The organism is Mycolicibacterium komossense (assembly GCF_025822605.1).
GTDB lineage: Bacteria > Actinomycetota > Actinomycetes > Mycobacteriales > Mycobacteriaceae > Mycobacterium > Mycobacterium komossense.
Map to the genome: position 1 here is coordinate 13,536 of NZ_JACKTY010000040.1, position 26,270 is coordinate 39,805.

General features: G+C 66.6%; 27 protein-coding genes. 16 read left to right on the forward strand and 11 right to left on the reverse strand.

Annotated features, from left to right (window positions below):
- Positions 1 to 43 precede the first annotated feature (43 nt).
- Positions 44 to 994, forward strand: coding sequence for a cytochrome c oxidase assembly protein (locus H7J73_RS24605; protein ID WP_264070349.1), 951 nt, complete (start codon positions 44 to 46; stop codon positions 992 to 994).
- On the opposite strand, the gene H7J73_RS24610 is transcribed toward H7J73_RS24605, so the two are convergent.
- The 8 genes from H7J73_RS24610 to H7J73_RS24645 form a co-directional block, all read right to left on the reverse strand.
- Entirely contained in the window at positions 987 to 2,510 is a 1,524-nt protein-coding gene (locus H7J73_RS24610) for an LCP family protein (protein ID WP_264070498.1), read from the reverse strand. The two genes, H7J73_RS24605 and H7J73_RS24610, sit on opposite strands and share 8 nt — an antisense overlap.
- A gap of 130 nt (positions 2,511 to 2,640) precedes the next feature.
- Positions 2,641 to 3,096: an SRPBCC family protein gene (locus H7J73_RS24615; RefSeq protein WP_264070350.1), complete on the reverse strand. Its 456-nt coding sequence runs from the start codon at positions 3,094 to 3,096 to the stop codon at positions 2,641 to 2,643.
- A gap of 109 nt (positions 3,097 to 3,205) precedes the next feature.
- Positions 3,206 to 4,513: a maltokinase N-terminal cap-like domain-containing protein gene (locus H7J73_RS24620; protein ID WP_264070351.1), complete on the reverse strand. Its 1,308-nt coding sequence runs from the start codon at positions 4,511 to 4,513 to the stop codon at positions 3,206 to 3,208.
- Positions 4,514 to 4,598: 85 nt separating this feature from the next.
- Positions 4,599 to 5,654, reverse strand: coding sequence for an ABC transporter ATP-binding protein (locus tag H7J73_RS24625; RefSeq protein ID WP_264070352.1), 1,056 nt, complete (start codon positions 5,652 to 5,654; stop codon positions 4,599 to 4,601).
- Positions 5,651 to 6,478, reverse strand: a complete 828-nt coding sequence (locus H7J73_RS24630; protein ID WP_435405573.1) for an ABC transporter permease — start codon at positions 6,476 to 6,478, stop codon at positions 5,651 to 5,653. Before H7J73_RS24630 ends, H7J73_RS24625 begins: the two co-directional genes overlap by 4 nt.
- A complete protein-coding gene (locus H7J73_RS24635) occupies positions 6,475 to 7,320 on the reverse strand; it encodes an ABC transporter permease (protein ID WP_264070353.1) in 846 nt (281 codons plus the stop codon). Before H7J73_RS24635 ends, H7J73_RS24630 begins: the two co-directional genes overlap by 4 nt.
- Positions 7,321 to 7,340: 20 nt before the next feature.
- The gene (locus H7J73_RS24640; protein WP_264070354.1) at positions 7,341 to 8,462 is read right to left on the reverse strand and encodes an ABC transporter substrate-binding protein; all 1,122 of its coding nucleotides are present in this window, start codon (positions 8,460 to 8,462) and stop codon (positions 7,341 to 7,343) included.
- A 168-nt stretch (positions 8,463 to 8,630) separates the two neighbouring features.
- Positions 8,631 to 9,608, reverse strand: coding sequence for an esterase family protein (locus tag H7J73_RS24645; RefSeq protein WP_264070355.1), 978 nt, complete (start codon positions 9,606 to 9,608; stop codon positions 8,631 to 8,633).
- A 272-nt stretch (positions 9,609 to 9,880) separates the two neighbouring features.
- Here H7J73_RS24645 and H7J73_RS24650 point away from each other — a divergent pair, with 272 nt between their 5' ends.
- The 9 genes from H7J73_RS24650 (at position 9,881) to H7J73_RS24690 (ending at position 17,615) form a co-directional block, all read left to right on the forward strand.
- Complete coding sequence (locus tag H7J73_RS24650; RefSeq protein ID WP_264070356.1) at positions 9,881 to 10,519, forward strand: TetR/AcrR family transcriptional regulator; 639 nt, start codon at positions 9,881 to 9,883, stop codon at positions 10,517 to 10,519.
- Between the two features lie 36 nt (positions 10,520 to 10,555).
- Complete coding sequence (locus H7J73_RS24655) at positions 10,556 to 12,160, forward strand: phytoene desaturase family protein (protein ID WP_264070357.1); 1,605 nt, start codon at positions 10,556 to 10,558, stop codon at positions 12,158 to 12,160.
- Between the two features lie 69 nt (positions 12,161 to 12,229).
- Positions 12,230 to 13,027 carry a HugZ family pyridoxamine 5'-phosphate oxidase gene (locus tag H7J73_RS24660; RefSeq protein WP_264070358.1) on the forward strand — a complete coding sequence of 266 codons (798 nt, stop codon included), beginning with the start codon at positions 12,230 to 12,232 and terminating at the stop codon, positions 13,025 to 13,027.
- Positions 13,027 to 13,446: a TIGR03668 family PPOX class F420-dependent oxidoreductase gene (locus H7J73_RS24665; RefSeq protein ID WP_264070500.1), complete on the forward strand. Its 420-nt coding sequence runs from the start codon at positions 13,027 to 13,029 to the stop codon at positions 13,444 to 13,446. The genes H7J73_RS24660 and H7J73_RS24665 overlap by 1 nt, the downstream gene beginning before the upstream one ends.
- A gap of 10 nt (positions 13,447 to 13,456) precedes the next feature.
- Entirely contained in the window at positions 13,457 to 14,095 is a 639-nt protein-coding gene (locus H7J73_RS24670; protein ID WP_264070359.1) for an FMN-binding negative transcriptional regulator, read from the forward strand.
- Between the two features lie 27 nt (positions 14,096 to 14,122).
- Positions 14,123 to 15,127, forward strand: a complete 1,005-nt coding sequence (locus tag H7J73_RS24675; RefSeq protein ID WP_264070360.1) for a magnesium transporter CorA family protein — start codon at positions 14,123 to 14,125, stop codon at positions 15,125 to 15,127.
- Between the two features lie 23 nt (positions 15,128 to 15,150).
- Positions 15,151 to 15,912, forward strand: coding sequence for an SGNH/GDSL hydrolase family protein (locus H7J73_RS24680; protein WP_264070361.1), 762 nt, complete (start codon positions 15,151 to 15,153; stop codon positions 15,910 to 15,912).
- Between the two features lie 5 nt (positions 15,913 to 15,917).
- Positions 15,918 to 16,715, forward strand: coding sequence for an alpha/beta hydrolase (locus H7J73_RS24685; RefSeq protein ID WP_435405574.1), 798 nt, complete (start codon positions 15,918 to 15,920; stop codon positions 16,713 to 16,715).
- A 129-nt stretch (positions 16,716 to 16,844) separates the two neighbouring features.
- On the forward strand, positions 16,845 to 17,615 hold the full coding sequence (locus H7J73_RS24690; RefSeq protein ID WP_264070363.1) for a L,D-transpeptidase: 771 nt from the start codon (positions 16,845 to 16,847) through the stop codon (positions 17,613 to 17,615).
- 61 nt (positions 17,616 to 17,676) lie between these two features.
- Here the strand turns inward: H7J73_RS24690 and H7J73_RS24695 are convergent, their stop codons facing one another.
- Both H7J73_RS24695 and H7J73_RS24700 read right to left on the reverse strand, forming a co-directional pair.
- Positions 17,677 to 17,865, reverse strand: a complete 189-nt coding sequence (locus H7J73_RS24695; RefSeq protein ID WP_264070364.1) for a ferredoxin — start codon at positions 17,863 to 17,865, stop codon at positions 17,677 to 17,679.
- Complete coding sequence (locus tag H7J73_RS24700; protein WP_435405575.1) at positions 17,865 to 19,154, reverse strand: cytochrome P450; 1,290 nt, start codon at positions 19,152 to 19,154, stop codon at positions 17,865 to 17,867. Before H7J73_RS24700 ends, H7J73_RS24695 begins: the two co-directional genes overlap by 1 nt.
- Positions 19,155 to 19,303: 149 nt before the next feature.
- Between H7J73_RS24700 and H7J73_RS24705 the strand changes: the two genes are divergently transcribed.
- Together H7J73_RS24705 and H7J73_RS24710 are read left to right on the forward strand one after the other, a co-directional pair.
- Positions 19,304 to 19,909, forward strand: a complete 606-nt coding sequence (locus tag H7J73_RS24705) for a TetR/AcrR family transcriptional regulator (protein WP_264070366.1) — start codon at positions 19,304 to 19,306, stop codon at positions 19,907 to 19,909.
- Between the two features lie 34 nt (positions 19,910 to 19,943).
- Positions 19,944 to 20,666 carry an SDR family NAD(P)-dependent oxidoreductase gene (locus H7J73_RS24710; protein WP_264070367.1) on the forward strand — a complete coding sequence of 241 codons (723 nt, stop codon included), beginning with the start codon at positions 19,944 to 19,946 and terminating at the stop codon, positions 20,664 to 20,666.
- 51 nt (positions 20,667 to 20,717) lie between these two features.
- Here the strand turns inward: H7J73_RS24710 and H7J73_RS24715 are convergent, their stop codons facing one another.
- Positions 20,718 to 21,002 carry a DUF1330 domain-containing protein gene (locus tag H7J73_RS24715; protein ID WP_264070368.1) on the reverse strand — a complete coding sequence of 95 codons (285 nt, stop codon included), beginning with the start codon at positions 21,000 to 21,002 and terminating at the stop codon, positions 20,718 to 20,720.
- Between the two features lie 224 nt (positions 21,003 to 21,226).
- Between H7J73_RS24715 and zwf the strand changes: the two genes are divergently transcribed.
- The 4 genes from zwf (at position 21,227) to H7J73_RS24735 (ending at position 26,269) form a co-directional block, all read left to right on the forward strand.
- Entirely contained in the window at positions 21,227 to 22,756 is a 1,530-nt protein-coding gene (zwf, locus tag H7J73_RS24720; RefSeq protein ID WP_435405576.1) for a glucose-6-phosphate dehydrogenase, read from the forward strand.
- A 127-nt stretch (positions 22,757 to 22,883) separates the two neighbouring features.
- Complete coding sequence (locus tag H7J73_RS24725) at positions 22,884 to 24,566, forward strand: acyl-CoA synthetase (protein ID WP_264070369.1); 1,683 nt, start codon at positions 22,884 to 22,886, stop codon at positions 24,564 to 24,566.
- A complete protein-coding gene (locus tag H7J73_RS24730; RefSeq protein ID WP_264070371.1) occupies positions 24,566 to 25,369 on the forward strand; it encodes an SDR family NAD(P)-dependent oxidoreductase in 804 nt (267 codons plus the stop codon). The genes H7J73_RS24725 and H7J73_RS24730 overlap by 1 nt, the downstream gene beginning before the upstream one ends.
- A 21-nt stretch (positions 25,370 to 25,390) precedes the next feature.
- Positions 25,391 to 26,269: an oxygenase MpaB family protein gene (locus H7J73_RS24735; protein ID WP_264070373.1), complete on the forward strand. Its 879-nt coding sequence runs from the start codon at positions 25,391 to 25,393 to the stop codon at positions 26,267 to 26,269.
- Position 26,270: the final 1 nt, after the last annotated feature.

The window sequence follows — 26,270 nt, forward strand, 5'->3', positions numbered from 1 at the left end:
GCGCGCGGCAGGGATGGCGGCAGCACGGCTCCATACTGGCGCCATGCATCCGGCGACAACGCCGCTGACGCTGGCCACCGCGCTGAGTTCGTGGCGCCTCGACGTGTCATCGGCCGTAGCAATTCTGTTGATCGGCGGTTTCTACCTCTGGGGAACGCGGGTCCAACGCCGGCGCGGGGTCACTGTCGCCGCCGCTCCGCTGTGGTGCTTCGGGATCGGGTGCAGCCTGTGGGCCCTGGCGACGATGAGCATGATCGGCGTCTACGCGGGCGTGCTGTTCTGGGTCCGAGCCCTACAAGTGCTGACGCTGTTGTTCCTGGTTCCGTTCTTCCTCGCGATGGGCCGGCCGCTGACCCTGCTGCGAGACGTGCTGACCGCCCAGGGGCGCGCCCGCCTCGATGCCGTCCTCGCCGGGCCCGCGGCCCGCGTGGTGGCGCACCCGGTTTCGACGTCCATCGCGATGCTCGGAACGCCGTGGCTGCTCTACCTCACGCCGTGGTATCGCACCGCACTGGAAAGCGCGCCAGTCGGGGCGGCCACCAACGCGGCGCTCGTCCTGATCGGTTTCGGCTACTTCTATGCCCGCCTGCAGACCGATCCCGTGCCGAGGCGGTACTCGCAGTTGATCTCTGTGGTCATCAGCATCGTCGAAACGATCGGGGACGGCCTGCTGGGGCTGGTCCTGTGGCTCGGACCGGTGATCGCCGTCGGCTACTACGACGGGCTGCAGCGCACCTGGGGACCCAGCCAGCGCCTCGACCAGACGATCGGCGCCGGCGTGCTGTGGATCCTCGGCGACGTGCTGGGGGTGCCATTCCTGATCATGCTGATGCACGGGCTGTCGGTCGACGAGCGGGCCCGGTCCGTCGAGGTCGACGCGGCCCTCGACGACGAAGAGTCGGCCCGCGCCGATCCCCAGCCGGAGGCGGCCACGTCGCGGTTGTGGTGGGAGGACGACCCGCAACTCAGGGACCGGTTCAACCGTCTCAGTTGACGCAGGGGATGCCGCCGCCGTCCACCGGCGGACCGTTGTCCGGCGTCGCGCTCGTGGTCGTCGCTGACGTCTTCGAGGTCGTGGTGGTGGTCGGGGTGGCATAGCCGATGTCGTCGGGCACTTCCGACATGGTCGTCGCGCTCACCTCGAGATCGGTGGGCATGGTGAAGCCGGTACCCAGCACCACGCGGATCTGCCCGGCCGGCAGTGCCGAATTGGGATCGGCGGGAATGTTGTCGAGCAGGGTGCTGATGTCTTCGGCCTCGGACTCCGATCCCGAGCCGTACTCGATGGCCGTTGTCGTCGCCTCCTCTGATGTCGCGTCGCGCACCTCCATCATCGAGTAGCCGTGGCTGGCGAGTCCGCGGGAAATCTTGGATGCCACCCCAGCGCCCTGGCCGGCGTTGACCACTTCGACCATGCTCGACGGCCGACTCGCTGCGCTGGAGGTCTCCTCGCCGTCAGAGCCGTCGGAGAAGGCCGCGCGGACCTGGGCCTTGATCTGCTCAGGATCGACGATGTTCACGTCGCCCCCGTTGACGACGTCATAGCGGACCACCGGCAGCGTCTGGAACTGAGCCTCGCCATCGGCCAGCGCACCCAGCCGTTTGAACTGGTCCACATCCCAGCCCGCCGAGAACACGATGTCCTTGCGGGCGATGTCCATCAAGTTGTTCAACTTGGTCAGGTCGGAGAACGTGCCCGCATCCTGCAGCTGGTGCACCACCGAAACCAGGAAAGCCTGCTGGCGGTGCGTGCGATCGAGGTCGCCGTTGTCCAGCCCATGTCGTTGCCGGACGAAGGCCAACGCTTGCGACGCGTTGAGCCACTGTCGGCCAGCGGGCAGGTCAACACCCGAATAACTGTCCTGCACAGGATGATTGAGGCACACCTCGACACCACCGAGCGCTTTCGCCAGATCGTAGAAGCCCGCCAAGTTGACTTCGGCGAACGCGTCGATCGGCACGCCGACCAGGTTGCGCACCGCACTGAGCGTCGCCGCCCGGCCCGCTTCCCTGCCCTGCTTCTCCAGCACGGCCTGATCGGCTTCGCCCTCATCGGCGAGCTTCTGTTCGGTGAAGAACTTGGTGAGCCCGTAGGCCTCTTTGATCTTGATGTGGTGGTAGCCGGGGACCCGGTTGAAGCTGACCCAGTCATCGCGCGGAATCGAGAACGCGCTGACGGCGTTGTCGGCGCTGATGTGCACCAGGATGAGAGTGTTGGTGTTGTAGCCGCCCGAGTCCGAATCGCCGGCATGCAACTGGTCGAGGATCTCCTGCGGCAGCTCGTTACCCTCTTGATCCTTCCTCGAGTCCAACCCGATGAGCAGGATGTTCATGGCACCGCCGCCGGAGCGCTCGGCGTTGACGGGCAGTGCATCGGAGACGGTGAAACCGCCGAGTACATCGCGAGTGGTCCACCACGTCGTCCCAGTCACCGCCACCGCCACCGCCGACGCCAACCCGATCAGCACTCTGCCCGCCCGCAACGCCCACGACGGACCCGTTCGAGGCATCCGGTGACTGACCGGGGCGTGTTGGGTCACGGTCGGGCCGGTGGCCCCATTGGCGTCGCCCTCGGGCCTGTCCGCGTCCAACACGCACCCACTACAGCAGGCGAACGCCCGCTGAGCCAGTCCGGGGAGATCAGGCCGCTTCGACCACAGCCTTGATCCGCTTCAGAGTCTTAGTCATATCCCGGACATTGCGACGGGTGCGCAGCTGGCCGCCGAAGAGCCCGAAGATGGTCGTCATCAGCCCTTCCGTCATCCGGAATGACTCGGTGACATCGGTTCCGTCACCCGCGGGCACGAAGGCGTAATGCCAATTGTTGACCGGCTTGCCACCGAGGATCACCTCGAAGCCGAACTCGCGGCCTGGGTCACACGCGGTGACCCGGCAGGTGGTCCAGTAGACCGGCCCGATCTCGTTGCGCTTGACGTGGCCCCGGAAGGTGGCGCCCAGTGCCGGGCCGGTGGCGCCGTCCAGCCATTCGGCTTCGAACGTCTCCGGCGAGAACCGGCCGGTGTTTCGGATGTCGGCGACGAGGTTCCAGATAACGTCGGCGGTCGCGGCCATGTGGACTGTCACCGAGGCGTGCATGTGGCGATCATAGGCATCGCCTCACAGCAACTGCTCCAGAACTGTTCCAGCGTGATGGGCAGGTCGGTACTGCCGGCGAGGCGCACAGGTCAGGACACGCGGACCGGCCTCAACTGAGCAGTCGGGCGATCGAGCGCAGCGGAATGGGAAGCCAGGCAGGACGGTGCCGAGCTTCGTACCCCGCCTCGTAGACCGCCTTGTCGAGCTCGTAGGCCACCAGCAGGACGTGCGCAGCGCGCGGATCGCGACCTGAGGCCGCCGCGTAACCGTCACAGAACGCCGTCGTATTGCGGTCGATCCATTCGCCGGCGGCGGCCAGCTGTTTATCGTCCGGCTCTTCGTTCTTCCCTGAGCCCTGCCCGATCAACGGCTGATACGCCGCGTACTCATACGATCTGAGCATCCCGGCGACGTCGCGCAGCGTCGAGTCCGGCCGGCGCCGGTCCTCCAGCGGCGTCCCCGGCTCGCCTTCGAAGTCGATGAGCAGCCACGTCTCGGACGTCCGCAACACCTGGCCCAGATGCAGGTCGCCGTGGACGCGCTGCACCGTCGTCGGCTCGCCCGCGAGGGCGTTGAACCGGGCCTCGATCGCAGGAACCAACGGCGCCAGATCCGGCGCGGAGGCGGCGGCGACCGCGAGCCGGGCCAGCGCACTGTCCACCGGAAACTCCCCAGCGGTCGAACCCAGCTGGTCAGCCAGGACGGCGTGTACCGACGCGACGGCTTGACCGAGCCGATAGGACTCCCCGCAGAAGTCGCTGTCGCCCTCCGAATACAGCTCGCGCGCGCTGGCAGTGGCCATATCCCAGCCTTCGGCGGAGTTCGGCGCGAAGGCGGCCATCATGCCCAGCGGACATGGCCGCCCGTCCCAGGTGGTGGAGTAGGAGCCCATCAGGCGCGCAACATTGGGGTTGCCGGCCCGGCCGAGGACCCGGTTCAATTCGATGTCGGGGTTGATCCCGGCGCTGATTCGCCGGAACGCCTTGAACATCGCGGCCTGCCCGAAGATGACGCTGGTGTTGCTCTGTTCGGCGCCGGACACCCGCGGCGAGGCGTCGACGGGCAACTGGACCCCGGGCTCCTTGGTGAAGACCACCTGCCCGCGCGTCGCCGACGAATCGAAGAGCGCCATCAGGTGCCGCGCAGCCGACGGATCGTGCAGGGCGTCGTAGCCGAACCGGCCGGCGTCCTCGCCGATTGCCGCAATCGGATTGCCATCGGTAACCGGTTCCGACGTCCACTTCACGAGCACCTGGTACCGCTCGGACGAACCGTCGGCGTATGTCGTGTCGACCAGGATCAGGTCAATGTCCTCGTGCAATGTCACGTCGACAGCGGGTCGGGCCGATATCAGCTTCTTGCTCCGGCCCGCGTACCACCTCTGCTTCGGCAGCCACTCGATGAACGGCAAGGTCACGTCATCTTCTCCCGATCTTCAGCAGGACTGGTCAGTTCGGCCCGATCAGTCCTTGGTCCCGTACCCGAAGACGTGGGTCCCCAACCTAGCCGCGCGCCAACACCAGTACCGGGGTCGGATCGATACCGACAGCGACCTGCGCACCCGGACTGAACGCGGTGGCTCGCGCGCTCGCCATCTGCGCGGAGACCAGCGTGCCGTCGGCCAGCGTCGCGGTGACCGTGGAGACCGGACCGAGGAAGGCCACCGCGGCAACCGTCGCGGTGCCGCCGGCATCCGCGGTGATCGTCACGGATTCCGGCCGGACCATGGCCAGGCCCGCTCCCCTCGCGATCGAGCCCGACAGGACGGGAACCGAAACGCCGAACACCCGAGCCGAGCCGTCGGCGACGTCGGCGGGCACCTTGTTGCTCAGACCGACGAACTCCGCGACGAACGGGGTCGCGGGATTGCCGTACAAGTCTGCCGGCGCTGCGATCTGCTCGAGTCGGCCCTGGCTCATCACCCCCACCCGGTCGGCGACGGCAAGCGCCTCCTCCTGGTCATGGGTGACGAAAAGCGTGGTGGTGCCGACTTCCAGCTGAACCCGCCGGATTTCGTCACGCAGTGCGACCCGGACCTTCGCGTCCAGTGCCGACAGTGGCTCGTCGAGCAGCAGCACCTGCGGTTCGATGGCCAGGGCGCGCGCCAGCGCCACGCGCTGCTGCTGACCGCCGGACAGCTGGTTGGCGTACTTCTGCTTGTGTTCAGTGAGCCCGACCAGCTCCAGCATGTCCGCGGCCCGCGCGGTGCGCTGCGCCTTGGCCGTTCCGCGCAACTTCAGTCCGAAGGCGACGTTGTCGAGCACGGTCAGATGCGGGAACAGGCTGTACGCCTGGAAAACCATGCCCATATCGCGTTTGTTGGCGGGCACCCTGGTGATATCGCGGCCCCCGACCGCGACGGTGCCCGACGTCGGGTCATCCAGCCCGGCCAGGATGCGCAGCGCGGTGGTCTTACCGCAGCCCGACGGGCCGAGCAGGGCTACCAGTTCACCCGGCTCGAGATCGAGAGTGAGGCCGTCGAGTGCTTTCACCGTCCCGTACACGCGGGTGAGGTCGGTCAGGGCGACGGCCACCCCGGTGCGGGTGGGTGCGGTCATGTCGATACTCCAGACGGGGTGGCGGGTGCGATCGGATCGGAGTCGGTGGCGCCTCGGCGGCCCCGCCGTGTCAGCAGCGACAGCGCCAGCAGCAGCACGAAGCCGAAGAGCAGCACTGCCAAGGATGCCGCCACCGAGGTGGGCCCGTCACTCTTGCCGATCAGGACGATCTGCACCTGGAGGGTCTCGAACCCGCTGAGGGAGGCGATCGTGTACTCGCCGAGGACGACGGCGATGGAGATGAAGGACGCCGACAAGATGCCCGACCAGATGTTCGGCACGATGACCCGAAGGATGGTGCTCGCCCAGCCCGCGCCCAGTGATCGGGCCGCTTCCGAAAGTGTCTGCAGGTCAATCGAAGACAGTGCGCCGTCGAGCGCCCGGTACGCGAACGGCAGGACGATGACGACGTAGACGAACGTCAGGGTCAACGCCGATTCACCCAGCAGATAGGTCACCCACAGATACACGTTGCGCAACCCCACGACGATGACCAGGGCGGGGATGGTCAGCGGTAGCAGGCAGAGGAATTCGATCAGCCCCTTGGCCCACGGCGCGCGCAACCGCACCCAGATCAGCGTCGGCACCAGGATCGCCAGCATCGCCAGCACGGTGAAAGCGGCCAGCCCCAACGAGATCAGGATGGACTGATACAGCGCGTCGTCCTCAATGAGGTTGAGCCACGGCTGCAGGGTGCGCCCGCCGCGCAGTAGATCGCGGGTGCTGAAATCGGCCATTGCGTACAGCGGAAAGAGAAAGAACACTCCGAACAATCCCAGCAGTGCGCCGCGGAAGACCTTGCCGCCGAGCGTGTTTTGCTTCACTGCAACCACCGCGAGGTACGCCGGACCAGGATGTTGTAGGACACCATCACGATCGCGACGACGACGATCATCTCGCACGCCAGCGCATACGCGAAACCGGCCTGCCCGAGCACCACCTCGCTGGTCAGCGCCGACCGGATCAACAGCGGCAGAATCGGACTGCCCTGACTGACCAGCGCCGCGGCGGTCGCGTACGCCGCAAAGCCATTGGCGAACAACAGCAGCACCGAACCGAGGAACGCCGGCGTCAGCAGCGGGAAGGCCACCTGACGCCAGTACTGCCAGGTCGATGCACCGAGGCTGACCGCCGCCTCCCGCCACCGCTCGCGCAGGCCCTCGAGGGCGGGCAGGAACACGATCACCATCAACGGGATCTGGAAGTAGGTGTAGACAAGTACGAGCCCAGGCAGCCCGTACAGCCAGCCGTTGCCTGCCAGATTCCAGCCGAAGTGCTCCTGAACCCACAGCGTCAGCACACCGTTGAGGCCGATCGTCGCCAGGAATGCGAAAGCCAATGCCACACCGCCGAATTGGGCAAGAACGCTACACAGCGACAGGGCCGCCCGGCGAAACACCGACGATGGCGGGCGATTCACGATCAACCAGGCGAGCACGGCGCCGAGGAACGCACCGAGAATAGCGGTGATACCCGAGAGCAGCACGCTGCGCCACAGCGCGGTCAGTGCGGTGTCCGAGAACAGCGCACCGATCCGCTCGAACGAGAAGGTCCCGTCCAGATAGAACGCGCTCACGAGCACCGTCACGGTCGGGATGATCAGGAATACGACAACGAACACCAGAAACGGGAGCAGCGGCAGACCGTCACGCAGTCGCTTACTCAATCCGGAACCTCCTGCCGAGATCAGCCGATCGCCTTGGCCCAATTATCGGCCAGATACTTGGCGGCGGTGTCGCTCTGGGCCTGGGTCAGGATCGTGGTCGGCCCGTCGATGGCGGGCAGTTCGCGCGCCGCGGCCGCATCGATACTGCCCGACTGGATCATCGCGTCCGCCCGCACCGGGCGCACACCGCCGGCGGCATAGAGGTTCTGGCCTTCGTCGCTGAACAGGAACTCCTGCCAGAGCCGGGCCGCCGCGGGATGCGGAGCGTCGGAATTGATGGCCTGGCTGTAGTACCCGGCGACGGCGGCGTTCTCCGGCACGAGAACCTGCCAGGTGGGGACCTTCTTCGTCGCCCCCGCGTTGAGGTAGTTCCAGTCGATGACGACCGGCGTCTGACCTGATTCGATGGTCGCCGGGGTCGGATCGACGGGCACGAAGTTGCCCGCCTGCTTGAGCTTGGCGAAGAAGTCGACACCGGGGGCGATGTTGTCGGCCGAGCCGCCCTGGGTCAGCGCCATCATCACGACGCCCGAGAACGCCGCACCGGCCTGCGTCGGGTCACCGTTGAGCGCGACCTTGCCCCGGTATTCGGGTTTGAGCAGATCGTCGACATCGGTGACGGGCGGCACCTTCGCGGAATCGAAGCCAATGGACATGTAGCCGCCGTAGTCGTTGACCCAGGCGCCTGTTGCGTCCTTCATCTTGGCCGGCACGTCGTCGAACGTCGCCACCTTGTAGGGCGCGAACTTTGCGGCGTTGGCCAGCGCAACGGACTGACCGAGGTCGAAGACGTCGGGCGCGGTGCTCTTGCCCTTCTGCTGGGTGGCAGCGTTGATTTCGTCCTGACTGGACGCCTCGGGCTGCGCAGAGGTCACCTTGATGCCGTACTTGTCCCCGAACGCCTTGATGACGGCCCCGTAGTTGGCCCAGTCCGGCGGCAGGGCGATGACGTTGAGCTGCCCCTCCTTCTTGGCGGCCGCGACGAGACCGTCCATCCCGCCGAAGTCAGCCGCCGAGGTCGCCTGTCCGGCTTTGACACCGGATGAGGTGTCCGCACCCGAGTTGTCCTTGGCCGGCGGCGCACAGGCGGCGAGTGCGGCGACGAGGAGCAAGCTGGTGGTTGCCGCGATAGCTCTGTTCATGGGCCGAACCTTCCGGTGGGCAGACGACGCGGGCGTGACGAGCAGGTGGCCGGGCGGCCAAATAACGGCGACGCGCCGGGGTGAAGCTATCCGCTGTGGCCAGTCAACAGGCCGGAAAGCACGAAATCCCCCAACTCAGGTTGGGGGATTTCGTGGTGGTCACACCGATCAGAGCAGGTGAGCGATCAGATCGGGCTTCATCTGCTGCAGTTGCTGGCCCCAGTAGGCCCAGTTGTGCGTGCCGTTGTCCGGGAAGTTGAAGACGCCGTTCTTGCCGCCCGCGGCGATGTAGTTGTCGCGGAAGGTCTCGTTGGTGCGGATGGTCAGGCCTTCGAGGAAGGTGGCGGGCAGGTCGCCGCCGCCGAGCTCGTTGGGCTGGCCGTTACCGCAGTAGATCCAGATGCGGGTGCCGTTGGCGACGATGGTCGGGATCTGCACCATCGGGTCGTTGCGCTTCCACCCGCTGTTCGGGTCTTCCGTCGGACCCCACATGTCGTTGGCCTTGAAGCCGCCCGCGTCGCCCATCGAGATATTGATCAGGAACGGCCACGAGCCCTCGGAGGGGTTCAGGAAGCCGGACAGCGACGCCGCGTAGGTGAACTGCTCCGGGTGGTACACCGACAGGATCAGCGAGGCCGAGCCGGCCATCGACAGACCGACCGCGGCGCTGCCCGTGGACTTGACGTTGCGGTTGGCGGCGAGCCAGTTGGGGAGCTCGGACGTCAGGAACGTCTCCCACTTGTAGGTCTGGCAGCCGGCTTTACCGCAGGCCGGTGAGTACCAGTCGGCGTAGAAGCTGGACTGGCCGCCGACCGGCATGACGATCGACAGGCCGGACTGGTAGTACCACTCGAACGCCTGGGTGTTGATGTCCCAGCCGTTGAAGTCGTCCTGCGCGCGCAGGCCGTCGAGCAGGTAGACGGCCGGTGAGCCGTCGCCGCCGCTCTGGAACTGGACCTTGATGTCGTGGCCCATCGAGGGCGAAGGGACCATCAGGTATTCGACGGGCAGACCGGGACGGGAGAAGGCTCCCGCGGTCGCTGCTTGGCCGGTGAGGCCGATCAGTCCGGGCAGGGCGAGCGATGCCACCGCGGCAACTCCGAGTCGGCGGGCCCACTTGCCTCGCAACTTGTCAACCAGTTTCATGCATTCCAGCCAATCTGTGATTGCGACGCCCACGCCGTCGCGACTTAGTATCCGCTGGGCTATACCCAGCGGACGCCATGTTCAAGCGCATATTTCTCAGCACGTAGAGCTCCCCTGAAGGGTGACCCTACATTGCGACACGGAGGACACGGTAGTGGAACACCCGTGCGGAAGCTGGTAAGTACCGCGACACCCACGACTCCCCGACGTGCAGGTTTTGTCAATCATGACGTTCTGCGCATGCGCACAGGGGTGGCAGTACCGTGTACCGAATGGCTCGAGCTGCGCAAACAGCCCGCAGTGAGCGCACCAGGGAGGCGCTCCGGCAGGCCGCACTGGTGCGGTTCCTGGCACAGGGCGTCGAGGACACGTCGGCTGAACAGATCGCCGCCGACGCGGGCGTGTCGCTGCGGACCTTCTACCGGCATTTCACCTCCAAGCACGATCTGTTGTTCGCGGACTACGACGCCGGCCTGCACTGGTTCCGGACCGCGCTGGAGGCCCGCCCCGCCGGTGAGCCCCTGATCGCGTCGGTTCAGGCAGCCATCTTCGCGTTTCCGTATGACGTCAGCGCCGTCGCGAAAATTGCCACCCTGCGTTCCAGCGAGCTCGATCCGGAGCGGATCGTCCGGCATATCCGGCAGGTAGAGGCTGATTTCGCGGCTGCCGTCGAGGCCCGCATCACTGGCGAGAACACCCCCGCTTCGGCCGGGCTCGGTTCGGTGGACCACCGCCTGGGAGTCAAAGTCACCGCACGCTGCATCGCCGCGGCGGTCTTCGGCGCGATGGAAGTCTGGATGCTCAGCGCAGACCGGTCACTGGCCGAACTTGCGCGGTTGTGCCGCGCCGCCCTGGCGTCTCTGGAATCCGGTCTCGAAACCGGTCCGGCAGACTCCAATGTTTTGTCATAATTGACAAAACATTGCGGCTGCGCCGAAAGGGCGACTATGTCACATTCAGGTTCCAACGCCGGTCCGGTCAGCAGCTTCGACGCCATCGTGATCGGTGCCGGACACAACGGCCTGACCGCAGCAGCCATGATGCAGAAGGCCGGTCTGCGGACGGTCTGCCTCGACGCCAAGCTCTACGCCGGCGGGATGGCGTCGACAGTGGAGCTGTTCAAGGACGGCGACGCCGGCTACCACTTCGAGATCGCGGGCTCGGTGCAAGTCCCCACGTCGGCGGTGGTGAGCCGTGAGCTCGGACTCGACACCCTGCCGACCGTCGACCTCGACGTCATGTCGGTATCCCTGCGCGGCGTCGGCGACGAACCCGTCATCTACTACACCGATCCGATGAAACTGCTGACCCACCTCAACGACGTGCACGGTGCCGAGGCGGTCACCGGGATGGCGGGGCTGATGGCCTGGTGCCAGGCACCGACGCGGGCACTGGGCCGCTTCGAAGCCGGCCGGCCGCCCAAGACTCTGGACGAGATGTATGCCTGCGCAACCAACGAGTTCGAGCGGTCGACGATCACCGACCTGCTGTTCGGATCGGTCACCGACGTCCTGGACCGGTACCTGCCCGATCGCGAGAAGCACGGTGCGCTGCGGGGAATGCTCTCACTGCTGGCCGTCAACACCACGTACCGCGGTCCTGCGACGCCGGGCACCGCGGCCGCCCTGGCGTACGGGTTCGCGGTTCCCGACGAGAACACGGTCCTGGTGAAGAAACTGCGCGGCGGTATCGGCGCGCTCACCACGCACCTCCTTGAGCTGTTCACCACGAGCGGCGGCGAACTGCGACTGCGCAGCAAGGTCGGCGCGATCACGGTCGCCGACGGCCGGGTCACCGGAGTCCGCCTGGACGACGGCACAACGCTCAGCGCGCCGATCGTCGTCTCCAGCCTGGCGCCCGACCTCACCGTCAACGGTCTGGTGGACGCCGCGGCGCTGCCTGCGCAGGTGCGCGAACGCTTCACCAGGATCGACCACCGCGGGAGTTACCTGCAGATGCACTTCGCGCTGGACGGTGTACCGGAATTCGCGGCGCCGTATGAGATTCTCAACGATCCCGCCATGCAGTCGAACATCGGCATTTTCAGTACGCCGGAGGAGCTACAGCAGCAGTGGGAGGACTGTCGGCGCGGGATCGTGCCCGCCGACCCGGCCATCGCCCTACAGATTCCCTCGGTGAACGATCCGGGCCTGGCACCGGCAGGCAAGCATGCCGCGTCGGCGTTTTCGCTGTGGTTCCCCATCGAGCAATCCGAGTCGAGCTACGGCGAGATGAAAACCGAGATGGGTCAACGGGTTATCGACAAGATCACCCGGCTGGCGCCGAACTTCGAAAGCCTGATCTCCCGGCATACGACGTTCACACCCAAGCACATGGGCACCATGTTCGGCGCTCCCGGCGGTGACTACTGTCATGGTCTGCTGCACTCCGACCAGATCGGACCCAACCGGCCCGGCCCCACGGGGTACATCGACCAGCCGCTGCCGATCGACGGCCTGTACCTGGCGAGCGCGGGCTGCCACGGCGGACCGGGAATCACCTTCATCCCCGGCTACAACGCCGCCCAGCAGGCGCTGGCCGACCACGGGTAGGGATTTCGGCGTGCCAATCGCCGGTCACCGCTAATGAGCACACCGAAATCACGGGGTAGTGTCCGGCGAGTGGCAGCACGCGATCACGGCGACCCCGGTGACGCCCCGTCGGTTCCCCCACCACTGACCCAGGTGGCCAACCCGGTCCGGCCGTCGGCAGCCGAAGAGGCGCGCACCATCGCCGCGTCGACCAACACCGCGACGCTGGCCAGCCTCACCGGCGACGGCGATCCCTGGGCGTCCTTCATCACCTACGGACTACTCGACGGCGCGCCGGTGCTGTGTGTCTCGCAGATGGCCGAGCACGGCCGCAACCTCGCCGGCGACCCGCGCGCCAGCATCGCGATCGTCGCGCCCGCCACCGACTCCGACCCCTTGGCGAACGGCCGCATCACCCTGGCCGGGGTGGTCGAACATCCCGCAGGCGACGAGCTGGCCGCCGCCAGGGCCGCCCACATCGCCGCGGTCCCCGCCGCCAAGTACTACGTGGACTACAGCGACTTCGCGCTGTGGGTGCTGCGCGTGCAGCGAGTGCGCTGGGTCGGCGGCTATGGCCGCATGGATTCCGCGACGGCCGAAGCGTATTCGGCGGCCGCCCCCGATCCGGTCCAGCCGCAGGCCGCCGGCGCGATCGACCACCTCAATGCCGACCACGCCGATTCACTGGCGTTGATGGCCCGCGCACTCGGCGGTTTCCCCGACACGGTGTCGGCGGTCTGCACCGGTGCCGACCGCTACGGGCTCGACCTCAAAGTCAACACCGAACGCGGTATCGCCTACACCCGCGTCGGCTATCCAGAGCCGATCCACTCGATCGGCGATTTGCGTTCCGCCACAGTCCAATTGGTCGAACTCGCACGAACATGATGCTCAGCCGACAGATGCAGGGCAGGTTCGCGGATGCACCCGTGGCCAGACTCGCCACGGCTACCCCCGACGGGGTCCCACATCTGGTGCCGATCGTGTTCGCGGTATTCGGCGACACGCTCTACACCGCCGTCGACGGGAAGCCGAAATCGACGCACCGGCTACGCCGGCTGGCCAATATCGAGCAGAACCCCCGGGTGAGTGTGCTCGTGGACCACTACGGGCCGGACTGGAGCCGACTGTGGTGGGTCCGAGCCGACGGTATCGCCCGCGTGCATCGCGACGGCACTGCCGTGGAGGTCGGAACCAGTATGTTGCGGGCCAAGTACCCGCAGTACCAATCAGTTCCGCTCGACGGCCCGGTGATCGCCATCGAGGTGACCCGTTGGTCGTCGTGGTCGGGGGGACCGCGCGGCTAGCCTGTTTGGCATGTACACGCCCGCCTTCAACAGCGTCGAGGAAGAGACCGCCATCCGGGCGATGGTCTCCGCTATCGGGTCGGCGCAGTTCGTCACGGTCGACGATGACGGCTTCCCCACCGCGACACTGCTTCCCATCATCTGGGAACGCGACACCGTGATCGCGCATATCGCCCGCGCCAATCCGCAATGGGGCACCGTCGCCGACGGCAGCCCGGCGTTGCTGATCTGCGCTGGGCCGCAGGCCTACATCAGCCCGTCGTGGTACGCCGCGAAATACGAGCACGGCCGGGTGGTGCCGACCTGGAACTACACCGCGGTGCACCTGACGGGCACGGTGCGCGTCCACCACGACGCGGACTGGCTACACCAGGCGGTGGATCGGCTGACCATCACACACGAAGGCCCACGCGAGCTGCCCTGGCAGGTCACCGACGCGCCGGAGGCCTTCATCCAGGGCCAGCTGCGCGGCATCGTCGGCCTGGAGATCACGGTGACACGTGTCGAGGGCAAGGCGAAGCTCAGCCAGAACCGGTCAGCGGCAGATCGTCGCGGTGTCGTCGAGGGGCTGCGCGGGGAGGCTGCGGTGGGCGCCGAGGCGGTCGCCTCCGAAATGGAAAGGGCCATGGCGACCGGCCTGAGCGAGTGAGTCGGAAGCGTGTGATCTGATGGCGCAATGGCCCCGACGGGATGCAGTATCCGAGGCCGCGTATGGCGCGCCGGCCAGCCGCAGGACGATTTCGACTTCGACCGCATCTCCGACTATCTCCTCGAGGATGGCGCGCTGTTCTGGGTCGACATGTACGACCCGGACCATGACGCACTCTCGGCGCTGGCCGGCGAACTCGGCCTCAACATCTGGGCTGTCGAGGATGCCGTCGCACCGTCGGAGCGCGTGAAGGCGACGGTCTACGGCAGCCACACATTCTTCACCGTGTACGCCGTCGACGTGGTGAACGCGGACGCGGCGGGCGACGCTCAGTCCACGCTGACCAAACACCGCATCTCGGCGTTCGTCCTGCCGCACGGCCTGGTCACCGTCCGATTGCGGCCGGACTGGGACATCGACCAGGTGTCGCAGCGCTGGGATGAGCTCGGCGGGCAGCAGTACGGCGTGGGTGCGCTGGTACACGGGCTGCTCGACGTCGTGGTCGACGGGCATTTCGACGCCATCCAGATTCTCGACGACTCCATCGAGGCGATCGAGGACGAGCTGTTCGACCCGCCCTCACAGAAAGCCGGCATCCAGCGCCGCACCTTCACCCTGCGCAAAGATCTGGTCGCCCTGCGACGCGTGGTCCTGCCGATGCGTGAGGTGGTCAACGCCATCCAGCATCACCGGCTCGACTCCAACAAGGCCCCCGAACTAGACCCGCTCTACGTGGATCTCTATGACCACGTGCTGCGCGTCTCGGAGTGGACCGAATCGGTGCGCGACATGGTGACCACCGTGTTCGAGACCAACCTGTCGCTGCAGGACGCACGGCTCAACACCGTAATGAAGAAGCTGACGGGGTGGGCGGCCATCATCGCCGTCCCGACGGCGATCACCGGGTTCTACGGCCAGAATGTGCCCTATCCGGGTTTCGGTGCGACCTGGGGTTTCGTCGTCAGCAGCGCGTTGATGGTGGTCATCGTGGTCGTCCTCTACGTCAGCTTCCGCCGCCGCGACTGGTTGTGACCCGGCCCGCTAAAGTCCCGCTCATGGCTTTCTCCCGCTACGTCGCGATCGGCGACAGCCAGACCGAGGGGCTCTGGGACGGCGCCGATTCCACCCTGGTGGGATTCGCGGACCGGCTCGCCATCCGGCTCGACGAGCTTTACCCGGGACTGCTGTACGCGAACCTCGCCGTCCGCGGCCGCCGTGTCGGTGATGTGCTCAACCACCAACTGCCACAGGCATTGTCGATGGAAGCCGATCTGATCACAGTCTGCGTCGGCATGAACGACGCGACTCTGCCCGGGCGCTCCTTCGAACGCGCCCTGCTTCAACTGGACGTCTTGCACGAACGACTCGCCGCCTCCGGCGCCGCGGTGGTGACCACGACGTTTCCGAATGTGGCCAAGACGCTGCCGGTGGGCCGGCTGCTGGCGGCGAGAATCATCCGCATCAACACCGCTATCCGCAGCGCCGCAACGCAATACGGGTTCCACCTGGTGGACCTCTACACCGCACCGTCGATGATCGAGCGCGACACCTGGAGCACCGACCGGATGCATGCATCGACCAAAGGCCACATCCTGTTCGCGGCAGCTGCCGCCGAGGCTCTCGGACTGCCCGGCAGCAGCCACGACTGGGCGCAGGCCGCCGGCGCCGGTGCAGCGCCGGGCCCAGGGGCCCGCGCGTTCGCTCAGCTGCAGTGGACGCGAAACATGCTGGCGCCGTGGATCTGGCGGCACCTGCGCGGGCGCTCCGCGGGCGACGGCCGGGCACCGAAACGGCCTGTCCTGCACGGCGTGAGATGAGTCGGGTGAACCAGACGCTGGAAGTAGTCGACAAGGGCGAGGCCGGCGATCGGCATCGGACGCCGCTGTTGTTCGTCCATGGCGCCTTTCACAGTGCCTGGTGCTGGGACGAACACTTCCTCGATTTCTTCGCCGATCGCGGGTACCGCGCGGTGGCCCTGAACCTGCGGGGCCACGCAAACAGCCCGTCGCCGACACCGTTGAGCCGGTGCACGGTTGCCGACTACGTCGACGACGTGCACGCCGTAGCCCAGGGCCTGCCGACACCGCCGGTGGTGATCGGCCACTCGATGGGCGGATTCGTCGTGCAGAAGTACCTTGCCGCGCATGTCGCCCCCGCCGGAGTCCTGGTCGCTTCCGCCCCGCCGCGCGGCCTGGTGCCCGCCGTCGCCCGCATCATCCGGACGCACCCGCGGCACTCCGCGCGAACCAGGTCGCTGGACAAGCCGCTGGAATTCTTCGGTACCCCGCAGATCGCCCGGGCGTTGTTCTACAGCCCTGGCACTCCCGACGAGCTCGTCGACCGCTACGTCGGCCGGCTGCAGGACGAGAGCACCCGGGTGCTCTACCGCGACCTGACGTTCGGCGACTTGGCCCAGCCGAGGCGGGTAAGCGCGCCCATGCTGGTTCTCGGCGCCGAGCTGGACGGGTTCTTCAGCATGCGGGAAGTACGGGCGACGGCACGGGCGTACCGGACCGTGGCCGAGTTCTTCCCCGCGATGGGCCACAACATGATGCTGGAACCGGGTTGGGCGGCGGTCGCCGAACACATCGATACCTGGCTTACCGGCCAAGGCCTGTAACGGAACCGCCGCAACCTGCGACTCTTCTGGTAGCAACGGGCTGTTAGCTGTGCAAACGAACGGTGCCCACTAGGATTCGGTGGTCGGGTTTGGTTTGCCAGTTTTGTCTTTGAAGGGATGGTTCCGAGGATGATCAAGGCACCGCGAGCTCTACGATCTGCCCTCGTCGTGTTGGGGGCCAGCACCATCGCCCTGGCTTTGACCACCGGGCTGACGACCGGTACCGGCCAGGCGGCCGTCCCGACCCCGCTTCCCGGGGTGGCCGCGGTGAGCCCGTCCGCGGGCGAACGTGTCGGTGTCGGCATGCCGGTGACCGTGACCTTTGCCGGACCCGTCGCCGACCGCGCCGCCGCCGAACAGTCGATCCATTTCGTCTCGCCGAAGGACGTCACCGGGCGCTTCGCGTGGACCAGCCCGACCAGCGTCCAGTTCACCCCGGACACGTTCTGGCCGGCGCACTCGGAGATCAAAATGCTCGCGGGCGGAATTCCGATGAGCTTCGGCACCAACGCCGCGGTGGTCGGTGTCGCCGACCTGTCGGCCCACACCTTCACCGTCAGCATCGACGGTGTGGTCGCCAGGGATATGCCGGCGTCGATGGGCAAACCCGCGCACCCCACCCCGATCGGATCCTTCACCGCGCTGGAGAAGCAGTCCCCGGTCGTCATGGACTCCCGCACCATCGGCATCCCGCTCAGCGACCCGGAGGGCTACAAGCTCACCGTGTACGACGCGGTCCGGGTCACCTGGGGTGGCGTCTACGTCCACGCGGCCCCATGGTCGGTGGCCTCACAGGGCAACTCGAACGTCAGCCACGGCTGTATCAACCTCAGCAACGACAACGCCGCCTGGTACTACAACACCGTCAGCATCGGCGACCCGATCATCGTCCAGGCCTGATCAGCGCTGCGACCGATGCGGAGCGAGAACAGTGCGATGAGGCGGAGCCGCGCAATCGGGCTCAGGTTTCTTTGATCGCGTGTTCCGGGCAGGCCCCGATCGCCTCCCGGACCGCGCCCTCGAAATCCGTGGGGATCTCGTCGGTGATCGCCTCTGCGTAGCCGTCGTCGGTCAGGGTGAAGACCTCCGGGCAGACGCCGACGCACACCCCGTGCCCGCCGCAGCGATCGTCGTCGATGACGACTTTCATCAAGCCCGGCCGTCCACCGGGATGACGTCCAGGTTCAGTTCGGTGAGGCCGCGCAGGATGAAGGTCGGCACATAGCTGAACCGGCGCGCGTCGGCGGGGCCGTGGTGCTCCTCGGAGATGGTGATCTCACTGGTCCGGGCGAGCAGCCGTTCGATGCTGACCCTGGCTTCGGCGCGGGCCAGCGGCGCGCCGGGGCAGGTGTGCACACCGCGGCCGAAAGCGATGTGGCGGCGGGCATTTGAGCGCGCGACGTCGAACGTGTCCGGATCCTCGAACTGGCGCGGATCGCGGTTGGCCGCACCGTTCATCACCATCACCGTGGTGCCCGCCGGGATGTCCACCCCGCCGATGGTGATCGATCGCCGCGCCAACCGGAAGTCACCCTTGACCGGGCTCTCCAGCCGCAACATCTCTTCGACGAAATTCGACACCCGGTCCGGCTCGCTACGCAGCAGTTGTTGCAGGTCCGGTCGCTCGGCGAGCATCAGCAGGGCACCGCTGAGCAGTCGGACGGTGGTCTCCTGGCCGGCGGTGTAGAGGTTGGCCGCGATCCGTACGACGTCCATCACCTCAGGCGTCGAGCCGTCGGGGAAGGTGGCCGCAGCCATCTCGGTGAGTGCGTCGGCGCGCGGCTCGCGCCGGCGATCCTCGATGTAACCGGAGAACTTCGCGTACAGGTACTCCAGCGGGCTGTGCGTCATCGAGGCCGAACCGGTGGCGCCGACGCCGCCCTGGCGATGGTCCATCCGGGTGGCGAACTCGGCACGATCCTCTTCGGGCACCCCGAGCAGGTCGGCGATCACCGCGAGGGTGAACGGAGCGGCGAACCCGCGGATGTAGTCACCGCCGCCGGCGGCCAGATACGGATCCAGATAGCGGTCGGCGTGGTTCCACATGAACTCTTCGTTCAGCTTGAGTCGCTTGGGGGTGATGAGCCCCATCAGCAACGCCCGGTGCGCGGTGTGCGTCGGCGGATCCATCACCGTGACCTGATCGCTGAACGGCAGCTCGCTGCGGTGCTTGTCGATGAGTTCGGAGACCTCGTCGTCGGAGCGGCCTTCGAGCGGCACCGGAAATCCGGGGAACGGACCGGTGACCGCCGAGCAGGACGAGAAGTTCTCCGAATCGCCGAAAACTGCGAGGGCCTCCTCGTAACCGGTCACCATCATGACGTTCTTGTGGGGTTCGCGCCGCACCGGGCAGCCCGACCGCATGGCCTCCATATAGGGGTACGGGTCGGCGACCAGGGTCTGGTCGGTGAAGAAATCAAGCTGCTCAAGTTCGCTCATCGTCATTCACTTCCACGTCGTTGGGCCGGTGTCGTTGGGCCGGGCACTCCTCGTTCACTCGCTTGAGGCTAGCCGATCGTAAAGCATAAGACTTTACGATCGGCTAGTCCGCTACTATACGATCGACAAGTGATAACGAGGAGGACGGGATGGCTACCGCTGCAGCACTGGCGACCGACGGCGTGACCGACACGCGGCAGCGTCTCATCGATGTCGCCGTCGACCTGTTCACCCGCCACAGCTTTGCGGGAACGTCGTTGCAGATGATCGCCGACGAGCTGGGATTCACGAAAGCCGCTATTTACCACCACTTTCGGACTCGCGAGCAGCTTCTCGACGCGGTGGTCGAGCCGATCCTGGAGCGGCTGCGGGTGATCATCGGCGAAGCCGAGGAACTCCGCGGTGTCCATGCCCGCGCCGATCACATGCTCACCGGCTTCGCCGCGCTGGCAGTCGAGAACCGGGTGGTGGCGGTCCTCGCCGCCGACCCGGCGGTCTCCGAGATGCTGCGCTCACGCCGGGTCTGGGACGAACTGATCGACCGGCAGATGGCACTGCTCGCCGATGTCGAGGGCGGACCGGCCGGCATGGTCAAGGCCGCCGTGGTGCTGGCCGGCATCTCGGGCGCATCCGGACCGAACTTCGCCGGAATCGAGCGAGCCGATCTCCACCGCTATCTCGTCGAAACCGGCAGGCGCGCACTGGGGTTGCGCGCGCCTCGCAGTAGTCGCACCACCGCATCCGAAGAGTCGTAACGGGCCAGTCCGCCCTGAGGGAAGGAAGTGTTTCATGTCGAAGTCCAGCGCTGCCGAGAAGGTCGCCGTGGTGACCGGAGGCGCGTCAGGTATCGGGAAAGCCGTTGCCGAACGACTGAGCAAGGACGGCTATCGCGTCGCCGTCTTCGACCTGAATCCCGGCGACATCCCGCACTCCTACGCCGTGGACGTCACCGACCGCGCACAGATCGACACGGCACTGAAAAGCATCCACGAGGAGCTCGGCCCGGTTGCGATTCTGGTCAATGCTGCCGGGCTGGACGGTTTCACCCCCTTCCTCAAGATCTCGTTCGAGGAATGGCAGAAGGTGGTCAACGTCAATCTGCACGGCGTCTTCCACGTCATCCAGGCGGTGCTGCCGGACATGATCGACGCGGGCTGGGGTCGCATCGTCAACATCTCGTCGTCGAGTACGCACTCGGGCACGCCGTTCATGACGCACTACGTCTCGGCGAAGTCCGCCGTCAACGGGCTGACCAAATCCCTGGCCCTGGAGTACGGGCCGAAGGGCATCACGGTCAACGCGGTGCCGCCGGGCTTCATCGACACCCCGATGCTGCGCAAAGCCGAAGAGCGCGGCAACCTCGGCGATATCGAGAAGACCATCGCCGCAACGCCGGTGCGGCGCATCGGCAAGCCCGAGGACATCGCGGCGACGTGTGCGTTCCTGATCTCCGAGGAGGCCGGTTACATCACCGGCCAGATCGTCGGCGTCAACGGCGGCCGGAATACCTAGCGCCTCGGCGTGCGCCGAGCACGCGGGGTGCCGGAGTGACGCAATCAGCGTTCAGAAGCCGCTGAAGATCATCAGCTGACAGTCGGCGGCGGCCTGCCGCAGCGGGACGGCCTTTTGGTAGTCCTCGGAGAAGTACCAGGCCTTGGCGGCTTCCAGAGACTCGAACTCCATCAGCACCACCTGCCCCTTGCCGTCGCCTTCGGCGAACTCGGCGCCGGGGTCGATGGCCAGAATTTTGATGCCGGGGGTGACCGACTTCGCAACCTCGGCCATGTAGGCCTGCATGCCCTGGGGATCCTTGATGTCTTCGGTGACGACGACGTAACCCTTGGCCATGACTCTCCTGACGCTTGACGCGGGTCTCCGGAATGAGAATTCCGCTCTCATAGTTGCAACATGAGGTTCTCAGAAGGGTGCGCGATCGTCAACGGTGGGCAATGCCTGAAAGGAATCCTCGGCCAGCCATTACCTATCCGGAACCACGCCGGGCTGATTTGTGTAAACGGGGCCGCTCGACTGGGTGACAGACAGACCATCTGCCGTGCACAGGTGCGAGCACAGTGGAAACATCTCAGGACGTGTCCACCGACCCAGCACAGACGATCGCTTACCCAGCACCGGGCGCCCGGCCCTCCAGACGCGATGAGGAGAGCCTCGAGCCGCACGTCATCGTGCTGTTCGGCGCTACCGGTGACCTTGCCAAGCGCAAGCTACTGCCCGGAATGGCCTACCTGGTCCAGTCCGCGCTGGCGCCGGCGATCAGGGTGGTCGGCACGTCGCTGGAGAATTTCACTGACGACGAGTTCCGCGCGCTCACCAAGCAGGCCGTCGACTCCTTCGGCACGCACAAGCTGACCGACGAGCAATGGGCCGCGTTCGCCAGCCGGATCACTTACGTGCCGCAGGGCGAAGGTCCGGAGGCGCTGGCGGCGGCAGTGGCCGAAGCCGAGGCCGAACTGGGCCCGAAAGCCCGGCGATTGCACTACTTGTCGGTGCCCCCGAAAGCCGCGAAGGCCGTCATCACCATGCTCAAGGAGGCCGATCTCGTCGAGCGGTCCAGGGTGGTGATGGAGAAACCGTTCGGCACCGACCTCGCCAGCGCGATCGAGCTCAACGATTTCGTGCACGAGACCTTCCGCGAGCGGCAGATCTTCCGCATCGACCACTTCCTCGGCAAGGAAGCCGCCCAGAACATCCTGGCCTTCCGCTTCGCGAACGGGCTGTTCGAGCCGATCTGGAACCGCAACTTCATCGACCACATCCAGATCGATATCCCCGAGACCCTCGGCCTTGACCAGCGGGCGAATTTCTACGAGAGCACCGGTGCGTTCAAGGACATGGTGGTCACCCACCTGCTCCAGGTGATGGCGTTCGTGGTGATGGAGCCGCCGACGGCGCTGGAACCGCGCGCGATCAGCGAAGAGAAGAACAAGGTCTTCCGCTCCATGCTGCCGATCCAGTGCGACCACGTGGTCCGCGGGCAGTACGCCGGCTATCGCGAAGAGGCGGGCGTCGCAAAGGATTCCGATACCGAGACGTTCATCGCAATGAAGGTCGGCATCGACAACTGGCGCTGGGCGGGTGTGCCGATCTACCTGCGCACCGGCAAGCGGATGGCCGAAGGGCTGCGCATCATCTCGATCGCCTTCAAGGAGGCGCCGCGCACGATGTTCCCCGCCGGCTCCGGCGTCGGGTCACAAGGCCCCGACCACCTCACCTTCGACCTGGCCGACAGTTCGAAGGTCTCGCTGTCGTTCTACGGCAAGCGGCCGGGGCCCGGCATGAAGCTCGACAAGCTCTCGATGCAGTTCTCCACCCAGGAGACCGACTCCCAAGGCGATGTGCTCGAGGCGTACGAGCGATTGATCCTCGACGCGATGCGCGGTGACCACACCCTGTTCACCACCGCTGAAGGCATCGAGTCGCTATGGGAGCGGTCCGCGCAACTGCTGGACGATCCACCCCCGGTGAAGGTCTACCCGACAGGCACCTGGGGCCCCAATGCCATCCACCAGCTGATCGCCCCGAACGCGTGGCGGCTGCCGTTCGAGCGGGCGTGGCGCGAGAAGAAGGACGAGAAGAAGGAGTAGCCCGCCAGGCCGACGGGGAGACACTGCCGCTGCTGCGAAGCAGCGCTGGACGCCAAACTAGAACGCGTTCTAGATTTGGGATAGGGATTCGGCTAGCCTGCGACGAACCCCGGAATCCAGGAGCGCAATGACCGTCAGCTTCAATCTGTCGACCGTCTTTTCGACCGTCGCCAACGCCATCCCGGACCAACCGTTCCTGATCTGGCGCGACAAACGACTGAGCTACGCGCAGGTCGATGCCCGCATCGACGGGGTCGCGCACTATCTGGCGGCAGCGGGCCTGGGCTGTCACACCGAACGGACCGAGTTGGCCGGGCATGAGTCGGGCCAGGACCATCTGGGCCTGTACCTGCGCAACGGCAACGAGTACCTCGAAGCGATGATCGGCAGCTACCGCGCCCGGGTCGCCCCCTTCAACGTCAGCTACCGCTATGTCGAAGAAGAGCTCCTCTACCTGCTCAACGATTCCAAGGCGAAGGCGCTGATCTACAACGCGGAGTTCGCGCCCCGGGTCGCCGCCATCCGCGACAAGCTGCCGCACCTGCGGGTGCTGATCCAGGTCGCCGACCAATCAGACAAAGAGTCCGGCACCGCGCTGCTGCCGGGCGCGGTCGATTACGAGTCGATCACCACGACGCCGGCTCCGGCGACCGGTCTGCCCACTCCCAGCGGCGACGATCTGTACCTGCTCTACACGGGCGGGACCACCGGCATGCCCAAAGGGGTGCTGTGGCGCCAGCACGACATCTTCATCTCGGCGATGGGCGGCAAGCCCTTCGGCAGCGATACCCCGCACAGCTCGTACGACGCGATCGGTGTGCAGGCGCAGCAGGCCGCCGGGGCGATGTCCATGTTGATGATTCCGCCGTTCATGCACGGGGCGGCGCAGTGGGCGGCGTTCCACGCCGTCACCATGGGTGGCCGGCTGGTCATTCCCGACGACGTCGACCGCCTGCGCCCCGATGCCGCGCTGCGGCTGGCCGAACGGGAGCGCGTGCTGAGCATCCCGGTGGTCGGTGATGCGATCGCCAGACCGCTACTCGACGAGATCGAGAGAGGCGACTACGACCTGTCCGGGTTGGTCACCTTCAGCAACGGCGGAGCGCCGCTGTCTCCGACTGTGCGGCAACGCATCCTGGCCGCGCTGCCGCACATCATGTTGCTCGACGCCGTCGGATCCTCGGAGTCCGGCATGCAGATGACGACGATGGCCGCCGCCGGCGCCGACTCCCGGACCGCGACGTTCACCCCACAGGGTGACACCACCGTCATCGCCACCGACTACAGCCGCGTCCTCGATCCGGGCGACGGCGAGGGCTGGCTGGCGCGGCGCGACCTCATCCCGTTGGGATACCTCGGCGACGAAGCCAAGACCGCCCGCACCTTCCCCACCATCGACGGTGTGCGCTGGTCGGTGCCCGGCGACAAAGCCGTCATCCTCGACGACGGCCGCGTCGAACTGCTCGGACGAGATTCGGTCACCATCAACTCCGGTGGCGAGAAAGTGTTCGCCGAAGAAGTCGAACGCGCGGTGGCCGCGCACCCGAACGTGTACGACGTCGTCGTGGTCGGCCGGCCCTCCGAACGCTGGGGCAGCGAGGTGGTGGCGATCGTGCAGTTCGCCGAGGGCACCTCGGCTGCCGACGACGAACTCGTCGAGGTGTGCACGCGCACCATCGCCCGCTACAAGATCCCGAAGGCATTCATCCACACCGACACCGTGGTGCGCTCCCCCGCCGGGAAGGCGGATTACCGCTGGGCGAAAGCCGTTGCGGCCGAGAGTCTTCAGACCAGCGAGCCGGTAGCCTGATGCCCGCGCAGCGCTACACCGACCGCCGGGTCCTGATCACCGGCGGCGGGTCGGGCATCGGCCAGGCCACCGTCCTGCGCATCCTCGACGAAGGCGGCCGGGTGGTCGCCGCCGACATCAGCGAGTCGGGATTGGCCGACACCGTCAGCAAGGCGCAGGCTCACGGTGACCGCTTGAGCACCGTCGTGATGGACGTCGGCGGCGAGCAGTCGGTACGCGACGGGGTCGCGTCCGCCATCGCGAGCCTCGGCGGGCTGGACACCCTGGTCAACGTTGCCGGGATCCTGCGCTCGTCACACTTCCTGGACACCACTCTGGCCGATTTTGAACAGGTGCTGCGGATCAACCTGATCGGTACGTTCCTGGTGACCCGCGAGGCGCTGCCGGCGCTGCGCACCGGGGTCGGGCCCGCGGTGGTCAATTTCAGCTCCACCTCGGCGGCGTTCTCCCACCCCTACATGTCGGCCTACGCCGCGTCCAAGGGCGGCATCCAGGCCATGACACACGCCCTCGCGCTGGAGTTCAGCAAGGACGGCATCCGCTTCAATTCCGTTCAGCCAGGGTCGATTTCGTCGGGCATGACCGACGGCACCGGCGAATCCAAGCAGAGCGTCGGTCCTGGCCTGCCCGAGGACGCCGACTACACGCTGTTCGGCAAGATCATGCCGGTGCTGCCGCAGCCCGACGGTGCGATGTTCGCCAAACCCGACGCGGTGGCCGCCGTCGTGGCCATGCTCGGCTCCCCCGACGCCTACTTCGTCACCGGAACCGAGGTGCGCGTCGACGGCGGAACGCATATGTAGTCGGCGGCGTAGGTTGGGGCCATGGCCCTTGCTCCACCGTTGTCCCGCGAGCTGACCGCCATCAGGACGGCCCTGGGGCGTGGCCTGTTCGGGCTGGTGGCGGGCCCGGACGGCCCCGCGAATCGGGCTCGCATCCACGGCGCCCCGGGAGAGCGCTGGTTCGCCGAGGATCGGCCGATCCGGCAGGTGCACGGCGATGCGTCGATGTTCGTCGGGGGTCTGCGCGCACTGCTGTTCCAGTCACTGCACCCGCTGGCGATGGCCGGCGTGGCCGAGCATTCGGACTACCGGGGCGACCCGTGGGGCCGCCTGCAGCGCACCAGCACGTTCCTTGCCATCACCACCTACGGCCCGGCCCTGGAGGCTGCGCGGGCCGTCGACAAGGTGCGCGGTATCCACAACCGAGTGCGCGGCGTCGCACCTGACGGCCGGGCGTATGCGGCGTCCGACCCACATCTGCTGGAATGGGTGCACATCGCCGAAGTGGACAGCTTTCTCCTGGCGTATCAACGCTACGGCTCAGGCCATCTCGACCAGCAGGGCCGCGACGATTACGTGGCAGATACCGCCGTAGTCGCGGAAGCGCTCGGCGTCCCAGCTCCCCCGCGCACGGAAAGGGAACTACGGGAACGTATTTCCGCCTACCGACCTGAACTGCGCGGCACTGCCGCCGCTCGCGACGCGGCACGATTCCTGCTTCTGACCCCGCCACTTCCCGTGCTGGCCCGCGCGCCCTACGCGCTGGTTTCCGCCACTGCGGTGTCGATGCTGCCCGCATGGGCACGGCTGCCCTTGCGGCTGCCTTATCTCCCGCTCACCGAGGCGACCGGAATCCGCCTGGCCGGCGGCACTCTCGTCGGCGGCATCCGCTGGGCGATGACAGCCGGGCCAGACGAGTGAG

Excerpts from the sequence above, each read along its gene's own strand:
- H7J73_RS24730 (WP_264070371.1), top strand. The coding sequence starts at position 24,566 with ATGCCCGCGCAGCGCTACACCGACCGCCGGGTCCTGATCACCGGCGGC.
- H7J73_RS24640 (WP_264070354.1), bottom strand. The coding sequence starts at position 8,462 with ATGAACAGAGCTATCGCGGCAACCACCAGCTTGCTCCTCGTCGCCGCA.
- H7J73_RS24615 (WP_264070350.1), bottom strand. The coding sequence starts at position 3,096 with ATGCACGCCTCGGTGACAGTCCACATGGCCGCGACCGCCGACGTTATC.
- H7J73_RS24715 (WP_264070368.1), bottom strand. The coding sequence starts at position 21,002 with ATGGCCAAGGGTTACGTCGTCGTCACCGAAGACATCAAGGATCCCCAG.
- H7J73_RS24605 (WP_264070349.1), top strand. The coding sequence starts at position 44 with ATGCATCCGGCGACAACGCCGCTGACGCTGGCCACCGCGCTGAGTTCG.
- H7J73_RS24710 (WP_264070367.1), top strand. The coding sequence starts at position 19,944 with ATGTCGAAGTCCAGCGCTGCCGAGAAGGTCGCCGTGGTGACCGGAGGC.
- H7J73_RS24610 (WP_264070498.1), bottom strand. The coding sequence starts at position 2,510 with ATGCCTCGAACGGGTCCGTCGTGGGCGTTGCGGGCGGGCAGAGTGCTG.
- H7J73_RS24735 (WP_264070373.1), top strand. The coding sequence starts at position 25,391 with ATGGCCCTTGCTCCACCGTTGTCCCGCGAGCTGACCGCCATCAGGACG.
- H7J73_RS24650 (WP_264070356.1), top strand. The coding sequence starts at position 9,881 with ATGGCTCGAGCTGCGCAAACAGCCCGCAGTGAGCGCACCAGGGAGGCG.
- H7J73_RS24690 (WP_264070363.1), top strand. The coding sequence starts at position 16,845 with ATGATCAAGGCACCGCGAGCTCTACGATCTGCCCTCGTCGTGTTGGGG.
- H7J73_RS24670 (WP_264070359.1), top strand. The coding sequence starts at position 13,457 with ATGTACACGCCCGCCTTCAACAGCGTCGAGGAAGAGACCGCCATCCGG.
- H7J73_RS24680 (WP_264070361.1), top strand. The coding sequence starts at position 15,151 with ATGGCTTTCTCCCGCTACGTCGCGATCGGCGACAGCCAGACCGAGGGG.
- H7J73_RS24705 (WP_264070366.1), top strand. The coding sequence starts at position 19,304 with ATGGCTACCGCTGCAGCACTGGCGACCGACGGCGTGACCGACACGCGG.
- H7J73_RS24675 (WP_264070360.1), top strand. The coding sequence starts at position 14,123 with ATGGCCCCGACGGGATGCAGTATCCGAGGCCGCGTATGGCGCGCCGGC.
- H7J73_RS24665 (WP_264070500.1), top strand. The coding sequence starts at position 13,027 with ATGCTCAGCCGACAGATGCAGGGCAGGTTCGCGGATGCACCCGTGGCC.
- H7J73_RS24645 (WP_264070355.1), bottom strand. The coding sequence starts at position 9,608 with ATGAAACTGGTTGACAAGTTGCGAGGCAAGTGGGCCCGCCGACTCGGA.
- H7J73_RS24700 (WP_435405575.1), bottom strand. The coding sequence starts at position 19,154 with ATGAGCGAACTTGAGCAGCTTGATTTCTTCACCGACCAGACCCTGGTC.
- H7J73_RS24695 (WP_264070364.1), bottom strand. The coding sequence starts at position 17,865 with ATGAAAGTCGTCATCGACGACGATCGCTGCGGCGGGCACGGGGTGTGC.
- H7J73_RS24725 (WP_264070369.1), top strand. The coding sequence starts at position 22,884 with ATGACCGTCAGCTTCAATCTGTCGACCGTCTTTTCGACCGTCGCCAAC.
- H7J73_RS24655 (WP_264070357.1), top strand. The coding sequence starts at position 10,556 with ATGTCACATTCAGGTTCCAACGCCGGTCCGGTCAGCAGCTTCGACGCC.
- H7J73_RS24625 (WP_264070352.1), bottom strand. The coding sequence starts at position 5,654 with ATGACCGCACCCACCCGCACCGGGGTGGCCGTCGCCCTGACCGACCTC.